The sequence below is a fragment of the Limnohabitans sp. genome (assembly GCF_046052825.1).
GTDB lineage: Bacteria > Pseudomonadota > Gammaproteobacteria > Burkholderiales > Burkholderiaceae_C > Limnohabitans.
In genome coordinates, this window is record NZ_JAVLFP010000098.1 from 18,837 (window position 1) to 33,442 (window position 14,606).

The following is a 14,606-nucleotide window of genomic DNA, read 5'->3' on the forward strand; positions in this document are numbered from 1 at the left end:
ACACAGGTCGACAACTTTGCAGCTTTCAACCGTTAATTGTCGCTGACAACCCATCCAGCCAATGGATGAACTGCCATGTTGCTGCACACCCGCATTTGCCATGAGGTGGGTGGCTCGTCGAGCACCACACCATCGGGCAACTGCGCAAAAACTGCACTGCCAGATCCGGTCATGCGCGGGCTTAATCCAAAAGAGGCCATCCATTGAAGAACTTGGCTTATTTCTGGGCACAGCGCTTGGGCCACTGGCTGCAAGTCGTTTCGACCGAAGTCAAAAGGGTGAGCAGCGAAGCCTGTCATTGTAGCAGCTTGCGTGGCCCTTTCCAAGTGTGGGTCACGAAAAATTCTTGCGGTTTCCAAACCCGCATCGGGCTTGATCACCACAAATTGGCTTGAAGGTAATTCAATCGGTGTAATTTGCTCGCCAATGCCCTCCACCCAGGCATTGTGTCCGTGTAAGAAAAAGGGGACATCGGCACCCAGTGCAAGCCCCAGCGGCAATAACTTAGAGAGTGGCCAGTTCAAGTCCCACAGGCGGTTCAAGGCCAGCAAGGTGCTGGCAGCGTCAGAGGACCCACCCCCCATTCCAGCTTGTGACGGAATGGATTTTTCAATGGCAATGTGAGCGCCAAACGGGGTGTGACTGGCGGCTTGCAAGCTTCGCGCAGCGCGCGTGATCAAGTCATCCGCTGGCAATGCAATGGTCAGATCTTCACGCTCAATGCTCGGACGGTCCAAGCGCTCAAAGTGCAGGGTGTCACACCAGTCGATGAGCATGAAGGCCGATTGCAGCAGGTGATAGCCATCAGGACGCTGTCCTGTGATGTGCAAGAACAGGTTCAGTTTGGCGGGCGCTAAAACATGGTTCAAGGTCGGCATGGGGCAACGGCAGTCAGTCGAGTTTGAGGCGCAGCACCACTTCGGGAAGTGGTGATGTGCGTTTGGCGATCAGCAAGCCATTGTGCAAGGCCGACAAATCGGCTTGCCATCCCGGGGTGGACGTTGGCAAGCCTTGGAGCCAATCAAACAGGGTGGTCACAGGCAAAGCGGCGCCCGTCGCGTGCCGAGTCAAGGCCGCCAAAGTGTCGAACCTTTGCTCGCTGCTGCCTTGCAGCCACACTACCGAGCCTGGCGACCAACGCACGGCAGCCAAGGTGGTGCCCAATGGAGAATAAAGGTCTAGAGCGCCATTGGCAGCGCTGCCTCGCAATAAAAAATTAGCCCCCATGGCTTGGCTGGGGGTGTTGTAGACCACCACGCTGAGCCGGCCTTGCCATTCAGGCTCGGCCAAGTGAATGGGAACGAGCGGATCACGTGGGGGCAAGCTTTGAGGACCTGCGCAGGCCAGCAAAAACAAACATACGGCTGATGCCGCAAGGATTAAGAAACTGCGCTGAGTGCGTGAGCGCATCGCGGTCAAAGCTCTGGTTTGAGGCGCTGCAGTGTTTCTTGCAAGGTCTCGTTGTCAGGCGCGGTGCGCATGCCCTCGCGCCAAATTTTGCGCGCGTCCTCGCGGCGGTTGAGTTGCCAAAGCACTTCGCCAAGATGGGCTGCAATTTCAGCATCGGCGCGATTGGCGTAGGCTTTTTGCAAGTGCGTGAGTGCGCTGGGTAAATCGCCCAGTCTGAACTCCACCCATCCCAAGCTGTCGGTGATGAAGGGGTCATCAGGCACGAACGTCAAAGCTTTGAGAATCAGAGCTTTGGCCTCTGGCAACCGCAGGTTGCGATCGGCCAGTGAGAAACCCAAGGCGTTGTAGGCGTTGTGATAGGCCGGGTCTTTGGCGATGACTTGACGCAGCAAATGCTCCATCTCGTCCAAACGGTTGAGCTTTTCAGCCAGCATGGCTTGCTCGTACACGAGGTCAGGTTCATCCGATCGCGCGCTGGCCAGCACATCAAAGGCTGCCTGCCATTGGCGCTGCTCGCGCAGCAGTTGCACCTCGGCCATCAAGCGTCCGCGCTGCTCTTGTTCGTCCTTTGCCGGCAGTTGCGCGATGAGTTCTCGCGCTTCTTTGAGTTTGCCCTGACGCGCCAACAGGGCAGCCCGTCGAGTTTGGGCTTGCAGGATGCTGCGAGAAGCGTCTTGGCTTGTGTCTTGGTTCGCGAGGTCGACGTAGCGTTTCAAGGACACTTCTGAAAGAGCATCCTGTCCTTGTTCAAACTGCAAAGAGCCCAAAACCAACCAAGCAGGCGCATGCAGCGGAAAACGTGTGGTGGTGTCTTGCAGTTGGGTGTTGGCGTCTGGCAAACGACCTAACTCGATCAAGGCCTGCGCGTAGCTCATGGAGAGTTCTGGCGAGCCTTGTTGACGCACGGCTTGAACGACGAGGGCTTCTGCGCCATTTACTTTTCTTGTCATCAACTCCACGGCCAATAAGGCGGGGCCTATGGCCGAGGGATCTGCCGACCGCCCCTTTTGAGCCGCTTCCAGGGTGCCAGCCAAATCATCGGTGAAACCTCGCATGCGACCCAAAGCGGTCCAAGCTGCCGCAGCTGTGGCGCTGGCTTGCAAATAGGGCGTCAAGGCCTTTTGCACCACGTCCAGCGCTGATTTTTTATCGGAGACACGGTTGTAATAGCGAGGGATCAGACTGATGGCCACTGAGCGCTCAGGCAAAGGTGCCAGGGCGATTTCTTTTTTCAGAGGCTCCAAACTTTCCGTGGTTTGGTTGAGCGCCAACAAAATTTGCAACACCTGAAGATTGGCTTTGCGGTCTTGGGGGTAGGCCTGCGACCAAGCACGTGCTGCCATCAGCGCCCCATCGCCAGATCGCGCTTGCAGCGCAATATCCACGGCTCGGTTGAACAACGCGATGTCGTTGGAGCGTCTTGCCGCGTCCAAGAGCAATGAAAACCCTGCACCTGGTTCACCTTGCCTCAGATTGAGTTCGCCCAACAAGATCTCATACAGCAACTCGCCCGTGAGCGCCGAGTTTGCAACCTGCTCAGTGGTTTCTTGTGTTTGAGCATGACCTAAGACTGGCCAGCACCCGGCCATGCTCACAAGCAAGACCCAGCCGCATGCTTTGTGCAGGCCGATTAAGAAGGGGAGTTTCATAGCGGCATCATAATCGCTGACTGCTTTTTATCGCTTGCACCATGCCCGAATTGCCCGAGGTTGAAGTTACCCGTTTGAGTTTTGCCGACCGCATCGCGCAGGCGCGCGTCACCGGCGTGCGTGTCGGCAAAGCCTTGCGCTGGCCGTTGGGTTATGAACCCCAGTTGTTGATCGGACGGCGAGTGCTTGGCGTGAGGCGTCGTGGCAAATATTTGCTCGTGGATTTGGACCAAGGCCTGTTGCTGTGGCACTTGGGCATGTCCGGCAGTTTGCGGTTTGGGGACGAGCGCAGTGCGCCAACAGCCCACGACCACTTTGATTTGGACACCGACCAAGGCTTGTTGCGCTTGAATGACCCGCGACGCTTTGGCGCAGTGGTTTACGCGGCAAGCGAAACCAGCCCGCAAGCCCTCAAGCTTTTGGGGCATTTAGGGGTAGAGCCTTTGGGTCGCGACTTTGATCTGAAGGCCTTCCACCACGGCTTAAAGCATAGACGCTCTGCCATCAAGCAAGTGTTGTTGTCTGGCGATGTGGTGGTGGGCGTGGGCAATATCTATGCGTCTGAAGCCTTGTTTCTTGCTGGCATTCGACCCACGCTGCGGGCGGATCGCGTGAGCCGTCCACGCGCGGAAAAATTACGCACCGCCATCGTGGATGTGCTGGCCCGCGCAGTCCAACAAGGTGGCAGCACCTTGCGTGACTTTTCCAGTGCCGATGGACAGCAGGGTTACTTTCAGCTTGAAGCCAACGTGTACGACCGCGCTGGGCAGCCCTGCCGTGTGTGTGGCGCCTTGATTCGTTGGTTGCGCCAAGGTCAGCGATCCACTTATTACTGCCCGACTTGCCAGAAAGCTTGATCTGATGCCCAAACCCCAGATGACTTTCGCCGATGCCGTGGTGGCTTGGCAACTAGCGCACGGCCGCCATGACCTTCCGTGGCAAAACACCCAAGACCCCTACGCGGTCTGGTTGTCAGAAATCATGTTGCAGCAAACCCAAGTCAGCACGGTGCGCTCGTATTTCATGCGCTTCATGCAACGGTTTCCAACCGTGGCCGATTTGGCCGCGGCTGAGTTGGATGATGTGCTGGGTTTGTGGAGCGGTTTGGGCTATTACAGCCGCGCGCGCAATATGCACAAAGCCGCGCAAGCGGTGGTGGCATTGCACGGCGGTGTGTTTCCTCGCAGTGCTGAAACCTTGCAAACCCTGCCAGGCATTGGTCGCTCGACTGCGGCGGCCGTGGCGTCCTTGTGCTTTGGCGAACCCATTGCCATTTTGGATGGCAACGTCAAACGGGTGTTGACGCGCTTCTTGGGTTTCAAAGAAGACTTGGCCTCCACACGCCATGAACGGACCTTGTGGGGATTGGCTCAAGACATGCTGCCTCAGCGCCAGGTGGCCCAGGCCATGCCGCGTTACACCCAGGGTGTGATGGACTTGGGTGCCACCTTGTGCACGCCCAAGCAGCCACGTTGCGCGCAATGCCCGTTGCAAATCCAATGTGTGGCTGCGGCCGAAGGTGCGCCTCAAAATTATCCGGTCAAGACACGCAAGCTCAAGCGCAGCGCTGAATCATGGTGGGTTTTGCTGGCGCACACCCCTCAGGGGGAGGTGTTGTTAGAGCAGCGACCCTCGTCGGGAATTTGGGCCGGCTTGTTCGCCTTGCCGATGTTTGGCAGTTTGGATCAGTTGCATCAAGCAGTGCCAGCGCGTTGGCGTGGGGCTTTGCAGGAGGAGGGCGTCTTCAAACATGTGCTGACCCACAAAGATTTGCACCTGCATCCGGTGCGATTGACTTTGACCACGACGTCCAAAATGGGCCTAGGCCAATGGTTGGCGGGCGATGTCTGGCCCACGTTGGGGTTGCCCGCCCCAGTGCGCAAGTTGCTCACGACCCCATGAGGTCGAGTTCGCGGTGGCGTTTGAGGGTGACCCAATCGGGCGAGAACAGCGCACTCAAGCGCTCTACCAAATAGACCGAGCGATGTTGCCCGCCTGTGCAGCCGATAGCCACGGTGACATAGCTGCGGTGGTCTTGGTTCAAGTCTGGTAACCAAGTGGTCAAGAACTCGGCGATATGGGCAGCCATTTTGTCAACACTGGGATGCTGTGCCAGCCACTCGGCCACTGGCGCATCGCGTCCCGTGAGTGGACGTAAATCAGACTCGTAGTGCGGGTTGGGCAGCATGCGCACATCAAACACATAGTCGGCATGAAGTGGAATGCCACGCTTGAAGGCAAACGATTCAAACATCAAGGTCAGTTGAGTGGCAGGTGCCGAGATGAGCGACTTGATGTAAGCCAGCAACTTAGAGCTGCGCAACAGACTGGTGTCGATGATGTGAGACGTTTCCCGCAAATCGGCCAGCAATTGGCGCTCAAGTTCAATGGCTTCAATCAAGTCACGCTGCTGGTCGAGCGCCATGTCAGTCGCCTCCTGCCTTGAGAGCGGATGGCGACGACGACTTTCTGAAAAGCGATGGACCAACACCTCGGTGCTGGCATCCAGAAAGAGGGGGCGAATGTTGACGTCTAGAGCGCGCAAATGTGCCAACTGGGGCATGACCAATGGCAAAGAACTGGCGCTGCGCACATCCATGGCAATGGCGACTTTGTTGGCGCGTTGCTGCTGTTCGAGTTTCACAAAAGGCAGCAGCAACTCGGGCGGTAGGTTGTCTACGCAGTAATAGCCCGCGTCTTCTAGGGCATGAAGGGCCACAGACTTGCCGGAGCCAGACATGCCGGTGATCAGAATGATTTCTTGCTTCATGGCGCTGGCGCCTGTTGAGCCTCGGGGCGTTGCAGCATCTCACGGGCATGAGCCAGCGTGGTGTCAGAGACTTTTTCCCCACCCAGCATGCGGGCAATCTCGCGCACCCGCGCTGCGTCTTGCAGTGGAGTGACTTCGCTGGCGGTGCCTTGGGCATCGCTGCGTTTGGAGACCACCAGATGGTGATCCGCGCAGGCGGCCACCTGGGGCAAGTGGGTGACGGCCATCACTTGACGATCACGCCCGAGTTGTTGCATCAAGCGCCCCACGGTTTCGGCCACTGCGCCACCCACCCCCGAGTCCACCTCGTCAAAGATCAAAGTTTGTGCGCTTCCCAATTGGCTGGTGGTGACCGCAATGGCCAAGGCGATCCGAGATAGCTCACCCCCTGACGCCACCTTGCCCACAGGACGAGGGGTGGTGCCTGGGTGACCTGCCACCAAAAACTGGACATTTTCTAGACCACTGGACGTGGGCTGCTCAGCTTTTTCCAAGGCCACTTCAAAGCGCCCACCTTGCATGCCCAAGCCCTGCATGGCTTGCGTGATGGCTTTGGACAACTTGGGCGCAGCTTTGGCTCGGGCAAGAGAGACCTGGCGCGCTTCGGTTTGGTAGGCCGTCTCGGCTTGCGATTGCGCAGATTCCAGTGCGCCAAGGTCGGTGGCGGCATCCAACTGAGACAGTCGCGTACGCCACTCTTGATAAAGCGCGGGCAGCTCTTGAGGCGTGCGTTTGAAGCGCCGGGACAGTGACATCCACAATGCCATGCGTTCGTCGAGGGCCTGTAACCCTTGAGGGTCTAATTCGGTGTGCCCCAAGTAGCCGTGCAGCGAGTGCGCCACATCGGCAGCTTGAGCCAAGCTAGAAGCCAACACATCGACCCAGTTGGCAAATTCAGCTTCAACCTGCGCTTGGTCTTGCAGCGCATCTTGGGCGCGTGCGAGTTGTCGCAGGGCGCCGTTGTCTTCGTCTTGCAACGCTGCCATCGCCGCATGTGCCGCGTCCATCAACGCTTGGGCGTTGGACAAGCGTGTGTGTTGGGTGTTGAGTTCATCCCAAGCCTCAGGGGTCGGCGAGAGTTTGTCGACCTCAGCCATTTGCCACAGCAGACGGTCACGTTCTTCTTGCAGCGTGTCTTGTGCCTTGCGAGCGTCTTGCAAGGCCTGCATGGCTTGACGCCAGGTGCCCCACCGACTGCCGAGTTGCGTCAAGTTCACACCCGCATAGGCGTCAAGCAAACCCCGCACGGCCTCAGGCCGAGTGAGGCTTTGCCACGCATGTTGTCCGTGAATATCCAGCACCCGATCGCCCAAAGCACGCAGTTGGGTGGCGGTGGCCGGGCTGCCGTTGACCCAGGCGCGGCTTTTGCCGTGGACATCGATGGTTCTTTTGAGCAACAGGCTCTCGGGCAGCTCTTGTGCGCTGTCAAAACCTTCTTCATGCAGCCAGTGATGGAGGTCAGGGCTGAGGTCGAACTCGGCACAAATCTCTGCCCGCGTGGCACCTTCACGCACCACGCTGGCTTCGGCCCGCGCGCCCAACACCAATTGCAGGGCATCGATCAAAATGGATTTGCCAGCCCCGGTTTCACCTGTCAAGGCAGTGAAGCCTTTGGACAAATGGAGGTCTAGTTCGCGCACGATCACAAAGTCGCGCAACACCATGTGCTGCAAGCTCATGCGACACCCTCGTTCCAATGGAGTTTTTTGCGCAGCGTGTCAAAGTAGCTCCAACCTTTGGGATGCAAGAAGCAGGCGCTGTGTTCTGAGCGGCGCACGGTGATGCGGTCCCCAATCAACAACGACGCCAAGGATTGCATGTCAAAGTTGGCACTGGCGTCGCGTCCAGCCACCAAGTCGATCACGATCTCTCCAGGGTCAGACAGCACGATGGGCCGGTTCGAGAGCGTGTGAGGCGCAATGGGCACCATCACCCACGCGGGCAGCGAGGGGTGCAACAGGGGCCCCCCGGCAGACAAGGCGTAGGCGGTTGATCCGGTGGGCGTGGCAATGATCAAACCGTCCGCGCGCTGGTTGGCCACAAAGTGACCGTCAACTTCAACCCGCATTTCCACCATGCCCGAAGTGGCCCCCCGGTTGACCACCACGTCGTTGAGGGCCAAGGCATCGAACACACAATGGCCATCGCGCCAAACTTTGGCGTGCATCATGGCTCGTTTGTCTTGCTCGTACTCGCCCCGCAGCATGTCTTTGAGTGTGTCGGCAAAAGCATTGAGCGGGATGTCGGTGATGAAACCCAGTCGACCTTGGTTGATGCCAATCAGCGGCACTTGGTACTGGGCCAGTTGCCGGCTGTATCCCAGCATGGTGCCGTCTCCTCCGACCACCAGCGCCAAATCACAGTTCTTGCCAATGCCAGGGACATCCATCACCGGGTAGCCGCTCAATCCGGTGTTGGCTGCCGTGTCGTGCTCCAATATGACTTCGCAATGCTGTGCATGAAGAAACTGAGCAATGGTCTCTAAAGTCAGCCGAGTCGACGGTTTGGCCCCGCCCGCAGTGGGCAGCTGGTATTTTCCGAGCAGAGCGATGTGGCGAAACTTCGATTTCATGGCTAAATTACATCACTAAAATTCGACGAACACATGACCATGCTAGACGATCGCGCCAAGTTATTACTCAAAGCGCTGGTAGAGCGCTACATCGCGGACGGACAACCCGTTGGATCGCGCACGCTTTCTCGCGCAACAGGGATTGAACTGTCGCCAGCGACCATTCGCAATGTGATGTCTGACTTGGAGTCCTTGGGTTTGATCGTGAGCCCGCACACCTCTGCGGGCCGAATCCCCACCGCACGCGGCTACCGCTTGTTTGTTGACACCATGCTCACCAGCGAGCGCGGGCAACTGCTGACCCCTCAACTGGCGGCTGACCAACCCCAGAAGGTGATTGCCAACGCAGCGCATTTGCTGTCTGACTTGTCGCATTTTGTGGGTGTGGTGATTGCCCCCAGACGCAGTTCGGTATTTCGCCACATTGAGTTTTTACGGTTGTCTGAGAAGCGCTTCTTGGTCATCATCGTCTCCCCCGAGGGCGATGTACAAAACCGGGTTTTGTTCACAGAAACCGACTACTCTCAATCGCAGTTGATTGAGGCCTCCAATTACCTCAATCAGCATTTCTCAGGCATGGCCATTGAGCAAGTGCGTGAAAAGCTGTTGGCCGAGGTGGAGTCGCTGCGGGGCGAAATCGCAAGCCTCATGCAAGCAGCCGTTCAAGTCAGTACCGAAGCCTTGACGCAGGTGCAAGACGATGTGGTGATCAGTGGTGAACGTAACCTGTTGGCGGTCAGTGACTTTTCCAGTGACATGGGTAATTTGCGGCGGGCCTTTGACCTGTTTGAGCAAAAAGCCCAGTTGGTGCGCTTGCTCGACATTTCAGCCCAAGCAGAAGGTGTGCGCATTTACATTGGTGGCGAGAGCCAAATTGTTCCTATGGAGGAGCTCTCTGTGGTCAGTGCGCCTTATGAGGTTGATGGACAAGTGGTGGGCACCTTAGGCGTCATTGGCCCCACCCGCATGGCCTATGACCGCATGATTCAAATTGTCGACATCACGTCTAAGTTGGTCAGCAACGCCCTCAGCCATAAATAAGGCTGTCACAGTGGCTACTGATGGGGCGCACCTTTGCGGGAAACCCTCTTTCAATAATTTTGAATTTGTTCAAAGATTCGCTTGTTTTAATCCGCACTTGGAAGGAATTCTTCATGACACTGACCCGTTGGCTCAAGTTGAACTGCGCTGCAGCGCTGACTGCTGTCGCTTTTTTAGGCGCTAGCGCGCAAGCACAGACTGCCCCTGCTGGAAAAACCGAAATGCTGTGGCTGGGCCAGGCAGGTTTTCGCATCAAGTCACCCGGTGGAAAAATCATTGTGATTGACCCTTGGCTCAAAGGTGGGCCTAAAACCCCAGCCAACATCAAGAACGATTTTTCAGCACTCGGAAAAATCGATTTGCTGCTGGTGACCCATGCGCACGTGGATCACTTGGGGGACGCGCCTGAATTGGCCAAACTCAACAACACGGTGTTGTACGGCCCCGCAGACATGGTGACCCCTCTCATCACCTTGGGCGTGCTTCCTGCCAATTTGGGTCACCGTTTCAACAAAACTGGCAGCGTCAAGCCGTTGCCAGGGATCAAGGTCACTGCAGTGGCGGCTGAACATTCATCCTTGATCGTTTGGAACAATCCTGCGACCGGTAAAAACGAATCGCATCCTGCGGGCGAAGCGGTGGGCTACATCATTGAGCTCGAAAACGGTTTCAAGATTTGGCACATGGGCGATACAGGTTTGTTTGGCGACATGAAATTCATCAGCGAGCGCTACAAACCCGATCTCGTGCTCATGCCCATTGGCGGTAACTTCACCATGGATCCCGAAGATGCAGCCTTTGCAGCCCGCACTTGGATTCAACCCAAGATGGTCATGCCCATGCACTACAACTCCAATCCTTTGACCAAAGGCACCTTGGCCGAGTTTCAAGACGCCATGAAGGGCAGCCCCATCAAGGTCGTGCCCATGACAGAAGGTCAAACCCTGGAGTTTTAAGTCTTTCGCACCCCGAACAATATGCCGCAGGTCACCAGTGCGAGACCTGCGAGCACGTTCAGGTGCATAGGCTCATCCAGTACCGCCACCGCGCCCAAGGCCGACAAGCCTGGCACGAGGGCGGTGATCATGGTGGAACGCACCGCCCCATAGTGGCGAATCATCATGTTGAATGTGATGCCCGAAATCGCCACCGACCCCACGCCCTGAAACAAGGCCTGGAACCAAAGTTCTTTCAGGGGGGCCGTGGCCAAATGGCTTGGAACCCAACCCATCCAAGCTGCAGCCCCATAAGTCGGAACAAAAGTGACGCATGCAAAAGCTGTGATCGCCATCGTGGCTCGAATGGCATTCAGGGAATCTCGGCGCACCAACACGCTGTACATGCCCCAGCAGACGGCGGCACACATGAACAGCACGTCGCCTTTCCACACCTCGGTGCCGTCAAAGGCTTTGAGCAGACTGGCGCCTCCCACCAGCACATCTCCCAACAAGATGCAGACCAAGCCGATGCCTCGGTTTTGCGAGATGGGGTCTTTCAGCAACCACATGGCCAGCAAAGCTGTCCACAGTGGCAAGCTGCCTGGCAGCAGCACCGAAGCGTGCAGGGCAGGGGCGTAAAAGAAACCCGAATAAGCCAGAACCGCGTAGAGCAGTCCGCCAAATAAACCTGCCGCAGCTGTCATGCGCCAGGGCAGGGGGGACAAACCGAAAAATGAACCCTTGGCTGTCCCCGTCTTTCTGGGTTCACGCATGAGCCACCAGCCCCACGGCAAGAGCACTGAGCTGGCGCCGAGGATGCGAAGAAAGCCAATGTCCAAAGGCAACAAGTTGTGTGAAGCAGATGCTCTGGCGATCACGATGAATGAGGTCCAAATCAGCACCGTCGTGATAGCTGCCATGAGACCCACAGAGCGGGGCGAAAATTTCATCGGGCGATGATACGCGGCGACCCTTGGATTTGAGGTGACACATGGACAGCTTGGCGCACGCTTCAATTTTTTGATGCTGAGAAACCAGCAAAGTACAATCAAAACCTCGGGCCTATAGCTCAGTTGGTTAGAGCAGAGGACTCATAATCCTTTGGTCCCTGGTTCAAGTCCAGGTGGGCCCACCAACCATGAACCCCTGTTAGCAATAGCAGGGGTTTTTTCATGTGCTGGCCATAAACTCATAGCAGATTTTTTAAGCGTCGACCATGGGCTGTTGGCAGAGCTGTGCAAAAGGACCACGAAAAAGGCATGACGCACATGGAGGTCGTTCATTGGCTAAAAAGCGAGTACGGCCTCGGTCATGGTCATGCCAACGCAATCGTTGCGTATTGCTTTGCCAACCTGTCGAAGTGACAGGTGAATCCCTGATTTGCTCAGAGTGGCTTGAGCCCAAGCTTGACCTGTTGCATCTCAATAGGTTTCCAAGTGCAAGCGACCTTCTTGTTTCAGGCTTGCGCCAAGGGTGTCCCATGACAGGTTGGCACCTTGTGAGATGTCGCGCAAAGCTTGAACAACACCTTCCTCCATGCTTTTCAATCCACAGACATAGAAATAGGTGTTGCCGTCTTTGAGCATTTCAAGCAAATCTTGACTGCGTTCGCGCATGAGGTCTTGTACGTAGCGTTTGGGCTGGTTGGGTGCGCGAGAGAACGCAAATTCAATGTCGATGAAGTCTTTGGGTAGCTTTTGCAAAGGACCAAAGTAGGGCAGTTCTTCTGGAGAGCGCGCGCCAAAAAAGAGCATCAACTTTCCACCCTCAAATTTGCCGCTTTGGCGCAAACGTCGGCGCCACTCGGTCATCGCACGCATGGGCGCGCTGCCAGTTCCGGTGCAAATCATCACGATGTTGGATTTGGGATGGTTGGGCATCAAGAACGAGGAACCAAAGGGGCCAATCACGTCGACCTTGTCACCAGGCTTGAGGTCGCAAATGTAGTTAGAGCACAGACCCAGGACAGGCTTGTCTTCGTGGTCTTGGGTCACGCGCTTGACGGTCAACGACAAGTTGTTGTAGCCGGGGCGCTCGCCGTTGCGTGGGCTGGCAATGGAGTACTGACGCGCATGGTGGGGTTTACCTTTGGCATCCAGGCCGGGTGGGATGATGCCAATCGATTGGCCCTCCAACACAGGAAACGGCATGTGTCCCAAGTCCAGCACCACATGGTGGGTTTCGTTTTGCGTCCCTGCATCGTTGACCTGCACGTTGCCAACGACTGTGGCCGTGGCGGCAGATTTCGGACCATACAAATTGATGTAAGGATGAGCCGCTGACCAAGGAGGAATCGTGGCGCCCCAGTGGCTGGAGAGTTGGGTGGGCTCTTGGCTGGCTGTGGTGGCCGCGGAGGATGTGGAGCTCACGGTTGCAGCCGAAGGGCTGATCTCGGGCACCGCCTCGATGCCATCGGCTTGGAGCTCAGCGTCTGTCAAGGGGGGCGGCAAACTGTCCCAGCCCAATTGCGCTTCGATGGAATACGCTTTGCTGATCGGCACGGTGCGCCAATTGTCAATCGAGCCCGTGGGGCAGGGGGGGACGCAGGCCATGCAAAGGTTGCACACATCGGCCTTCACGACATAGTTCATGCTGTCGTGTGTGATGGCTCCGACCGGGCAGATGGCCTCACAGGTGTTGCATCGAATGCAAATCTCTGGATCGATCAAATGCTGGTTGATGACACTCTGTGGTGCTGTTGGCATGGGTTATCTCCTCTGGCAGAAATTAAAGTAGCCTCCGAAGAGGCTACTTGTGGGCTGGTACGCTAGCTTAAGCGAAGCGCACGTAGTCAAAATCAACAGGTTGGCGGTTCACGCCCATGGCAGGAGGCGCGATCCAGTTGGCAAATTTACCGGGTTCCACGACGCGCCCCATCAGGCTGGCCACAAACGCGCGGTCGTTGCCAGTGGGCAGCCATTCGTCGACTTTGGCTTGCCACTCGGCCGCGCTCACCACGCGACCTTCTGGGGAAACCTTCACGCCAGCCAACGAGCCAATGTTGCGGTTGAAGGCCTTGTGCGGGGCTTTCAGGCGGAAGGGAATGCCGGACTTTTCGATGACTTTGTTCCAGCGTTCAACGCCGGCCAAACTGTCTTTGATGTAGTCATCGCGCAGCACTTCATTGAGTGCGTTGAGCATGGGCACTTCTTTTTCTACCAACTGGCCATTGACGATGTGCAGCACGCGGTAGGTTTGGCTCTTGAGGATGTGGTCGTCCGTGCGTTTGCCTTCTTCGTAGCGGCCCTTCAAGCCTGTGGAGTAGAAGGTGGCGGCATTGCTTGATTCGTCCGCGCCAAACAAGTCAATCGTCACGCTGAAGTGGAAGTTCAAATAGCGCTGCAAGGTGGGCAAATCGATCACGCCTGCGGCACGCAATTTGGCTGCGTCATCGGTTTTGAGTTCGTTCATCATTTGGCAGGTGCGTTGAATCACGCGTGACACACCTGACTCGCCCACAAACATATGGTGCGCTTCCTCGGTCAGCATGAACTTGGTGGTGCGTGCCAGCGGATCGAATGCAGATTCGGCCAAGGCGCACAACTGAAACTTGCCGTCACGGTCTGTGAAATAGGTGAACATGAAAAAGCTCAGCCAGTCGGGTGTTTGTTCGTTGAAGGCTTGCAAGATGCGCGGGTTGTCTTGGTTGCCGCTGTTGCGCTCCAGCAGGGCTTCGCCTTCTTCGCGACCATCCCGGCCAAAGTACTTGTGCAACAAATAAACCATCGCCCACAGATGGCGACCTTCTTCCACGTTGACTTGAAAGAGGTTACGCAAATCGTATTGGCTGGGGGCGGTCAGGCCCAGGTGGCGTTGCTGCTCGACCGAGGCGGGTTCGGTGTCGCCTTGTGTCACGATGATGCGACGCAAGTTGGCACGGTATTCGCCAGGAATGTCTTGCCAAGCGTTTTCGCCCATGTGATCGCCAAAGTGAATTTTGCGATCTTGCTCGGCTGGATTCAAAAAGATGCCCCAGCGGTAGTCGGGCATTTTGACGTGACCAAATTGTGCCCATCCCTGTGGGTCCACGCTCACCGCTGTACGCAGATAGACGTCGAAATTTTGCGAGCCGTCGGGACCCATGTCATTCCACCATTGCAGGTAGTTGGGTTGCCACTGCTCTAGCGCACGTTGCAAGGTGCGGTCTTCGGAGAGGTTGACGTTGTTTGGGATTTTGTCGCTGTAATTGATGCTAGACATGTGAATCTCCTGGGTTGTGGGGGTGA

14 protein-coding genes and 1 tRNA gene are annotated in these 14,606 nt (G+C 56.7%); 6 read left to right on the forward strand and 9 right to left on the reverse strand.

Annotated elements, in window-relative coordinates:
• Positions 1-32 precede the first annotated feature (32 nt).
• Genes ispE through ACKWJN_RS15535 form a run of 3 tightly spaced genes read right to left on the reverse strand, consistent with a single transcriptional unit; the run spans position 33 to position 3,059 of the window.
• Positions 33-878, reverse strand: a complete 846-nt coding sequence (ispE, locus tag ACKWJN_RS15525; protein ID WP_408598392.1) for a 4-(cytidine 5'-diphospho)-2-C-methyl-D-erythritol kinase — start codon at positions 876-878, stop codon at positions 33-35.
• Positions 879-891: 13 nt separating this feature from the next.
• Positions 892-1,410, reverse strand: coding sequence for a lipoprotein insertase outer membrane protein LolB (locus ACKWJN_RS15530; protein ID WP_408598394.1), 519 nt, complete (start codon positions 1,408-1,410; stop codon positions 892-894).
• A gap of 5 nt (positions 1,411-1,415) precedes the next feature.
• Complete coding sequence (locus ACKWJN_RS15535; RefSeq protein ID WP_408598396.1) at positions 1,416-3,059, reverse strand: tetratricopeptide repeat protein; 1,644 nt, start codon at positions 3,057-3,059, stop codon at positions 1,416-1,418.
• Between the two features lie 41 nt (positions 3,060-3,100).
• Here ACKWJN_RS15535 and mutM point away from each other — a divergent pair, with 41 nt between their 5' ends.
• Together mutM and mutY are read left to right on the forward strand one after the other, a co-directional pair.
• A complete protein-coding gene (mutM, locus tag ACKWJN_RS15540) occupies positions 3,101-3,916 on the forward strand; it encodes a bifunctional DNA-formamidopyrimidine glycosylase/DNA-(apurinic or apyrimidinic site) lyase (RefSeq protein ID WP_408598398.1) in 816 nt (271 codons plus the stop codon).
• Positions 3,917-3,935: 19 nt separating this feature from the next.
• Positions 3,936-4,961: an A/G-specific adenine glycosylase gene (mutY, locus tag ACKWJN_RS15545; protein ID WP_408598472.1), complete on the forward strand. Its 1,026-nt coding sequence runs from the start codon at positions 3,936-3,938 to the stop codon at positions 4,959-4,961.
• On the opposite strand, the gene rapZ is transcribed toward mutY, so the two are convergent.
• From rapZ to ACKWJN_RS15560, 3 genes are read right to left on the reverse strand one after another with little or no spacing between them, the layout of a single operon-like run.
• Positions 4,948-5,829, reverse strand: a complete 882-nt coding sequence (gene rapZ / locus ACKWJN_RS15550; RefSeq protein WP_408598400.1) for an RNase adapter RapZ — start codon at positions 5,827-5,829, stop codon at positions 4,948-4,950. The two genes, mutY and rapZ, sit on opposite strands and share 14 nt — an antisense overlap.
• Entirely contained in the window at positions 5,826-7,508 is a 1,683-nt protein-coding gene (gene recN, locus ACKWJN_RS15555) for a DNA repair protein RecN (RefSeq protein WP_408598402.1), read from the reverse strand. Before recN ends, rapZ begins: the two co-directional genes overlap by 4 nt.
• Positions 7,505-8,401 carry an NAD kinase gene (locus tag ACKWJN_RS15560; RefSeq protein ID WP_408598404.1) on the reverse strand — a complete coding sequence of 299 codons (897 nt, stop codon included), beginning with the start codon at positions 8,399-8,401 and terminating at the stop codon, positions 7,505-7,507. The genes recN and ACKWJN_RS15560 overlap by 4 nt, the downstream gene beginning before the upstream one ends.
• Positions 8,402-8,440: 39 nt before the next feature.
• Here ACKWJN_RS15560 and hrcA point away from each other — a divergent pair, with 39 nt between their 5' ends.
• Both hrcA and ACKWJN_RS15570 read left to right on the forward strand, forming a co-directional pair.
• The gene (gene hrcA, locus ACKWJN_RS15565) at positions 8,441-9,442 is read left to right on the forward strand and encodes a heat-inducible transcriptional repressor HrcA (RefSeq protein ID WP_408598406.1); all 1,002 of its coding nucleotides are present in this window, start codon (positions 8,441-8,443) and stop codon (positions 9,440-9,442) included.
• A 113-nt stretch (positions 9,443-9,555) separates the two neighbouring features.
• The gene (locus ACKWJN_RS15570; protein ID WP_408598408.1) at positions 9,556-10,398 is read left to right on the forward strand and encodes a metal-dependent hydrolase; all 843 of its coding nucleotides are present in this window, start codon (positions 9,556-9,558) and stop codon (positions 10,396-10,398) included.
• Here ACKWJN_RS15570 and ACKWJN_RS15575 read toward each other — a convergent pair.
• Complete coding sequence (locus ACKWJN_RS15575; protein WP_408598410.1) at positions 10,395-11,300, reverse strand: DMT family transporter; 906 nt, start codon at positions 11,298-11,300, stop codon at positions 10,395-10,397. The two genes, ACKWJN_RS15570 and ACKWJN_RS15575, sit on opposite strands and share 4 nt — an antisense overlap.
• Before the next feature lie 138 nt (positions 11,301-11,438).
• Between ACKWJN_RS15575 and ACKWJN_RS15580 the strand changes: the two genes are divergently transcribed.
• Both ACKWJN_RS15580 and ACKWJN_RS15585 read left to right on the forward strand, forming a co-directional pair.
• A tRNA-Ile gene (locus ACKWJN_RS15580) sits at positions 11,439-11,515 on the forward strand.
• Positions 11,516-11,639: 124 nt separating this feature from the next.
• Positions 11,640-11,744: a DUF4287 domain-containing protein gene (locus ACKWJN_RS15585; RefSeq protein WP_408598412.1), complete on the forward strand. Its 105-nt coding sequence runs from the start codon at positions 11,640-11,642 to the stop codon at positions 11,742-11,744.
• A gap of 57 nt (positions 11,745-11,801) precedes the next feature.
• On the opposite strand, the gene boxA is transcribed toward ACKWJN_RS15585, so the two are convergent.
• Together boxA and boxB are read right to left on the reverse strand one after the other, a co-directional pair.
• Positions 11,802-13,085: a benzoyl-CoA 2,3-epoxidase subunit BoxA gene (gene boxA / locus ACKWJN_RS15590; RefSeq protein ID WP_408598414.1), complete on the reverse strand. Its 1,284-nt coding sequence runs from the start codon at positions 13,083-13,085 to the stop codon at positions 11,802-11,804.
• A 67-nt stretch (positions 13,086-13,152) separates the two neighbouring features.
• Entirely contained in the window at positions 13,153-14,580 is a 1,428-nt protein-coding gene (gene boxB, locus ACKWJN_RS15595; RefSeq protein ID WP_408598416.1) for a benzoyl-CoA 2,3-epoxidase subunit BoxB, read from the reverse strand.
• Positions 14,581-14,606: the final 26 nt, after the last annotated feature.

Coding starts and splice junctions, on each gene's coding strand:
- ACKWJN_RS15530 (WP_408598394.1), bottom strand. CDS start 1,410: ATGCGCTCACGCACTCAGCGCAGTTTCTTAATCCTTGCGGCATCAGCC.
- ACKWJN_RS15575 (WP_408598410.1), bottom strand. CDS start 11,300: ATGGCAGCTATCACGACGGTGCTGATTTGGACCTCATTCATCGTGATC.
- ispE (WP_408598392.1), bottom strand. CDS start 878: ATGCCGACCTTGAACCATGTTTTAGCGCCCGCCAAACTGAACCTGTTC.
- ACKWJN_RS15560 (WP_408598404.1), bottom strand. CDS start 8,401: ATGAAATCGAAGTTTCGCCACATCGCTCTGCTCGGAAAATACCAGCTG.
- boxB (WP_408598416.1), bottom strand. CDS start 14,580: ATGTCTAGCATCAATTACAGCGACAAAATCCCAAACAACGTCAACCTC.
- hrcA (WP_408598406.1), top strand. CDS start 8,441: ATGCTAGACGATCGCGCCAAGTTATTACTCAAAGCGCTGGTAGAGCGC.
- ACKWJN_RS15585 (WP_408598412.1), top strand. CDS start 11,640: ATGACGCACATGGAGGTCGTTCATTGGCTAAAAAGCGAGTACGGCCTC.
- boxA (WP_408598414.1), bottom strand. CDS start 13,085: ATGCCAACAGCACCACAGAGTGTCATCAACCAGCATTTGATCGATCCA.
- mutM (WP_408598398.1), top strand. CDS start 3,101: ATGCCCGAATTGCCCGAGGTTGAAGTTACCCGTTTGAGTTTTGCCGAC.
- ACKWJN_RS15535 (WP_408598396.1), bottom strand. CDS start 3,059: ATGAAACTCCCCTTCTTAATCGGCCTGCACAAAGCATGCGGCTGGGTC.
- rapZ (WP_408598400.1), bottom strand. CDS start 5,829: ATGAAGCAAGAAATCATTCTGATCACCGGCATGTCTGGCTCCGGCAAG.
- ACKWJN_RS15570 (WP_408598408.1), top strand. CDS start 9,556: ATGACACTGACCCGTTGGCTCAAGTTGAACTGCGCTGCAGCGCTGACT.
- recN (WP_408598402.1), bottom strand. CDS start 7,508: ATGAGCTTGCAGCACATGGTGTTGCGCGACTTTGTGATCGTGCGCGAA.
- mutY (WP_408598472.1), top strand. CDS start 3,936: ATGACTTTCGCCGATGCCGTGGTGGCTTGGCAACTAGCGCACGGCCGC.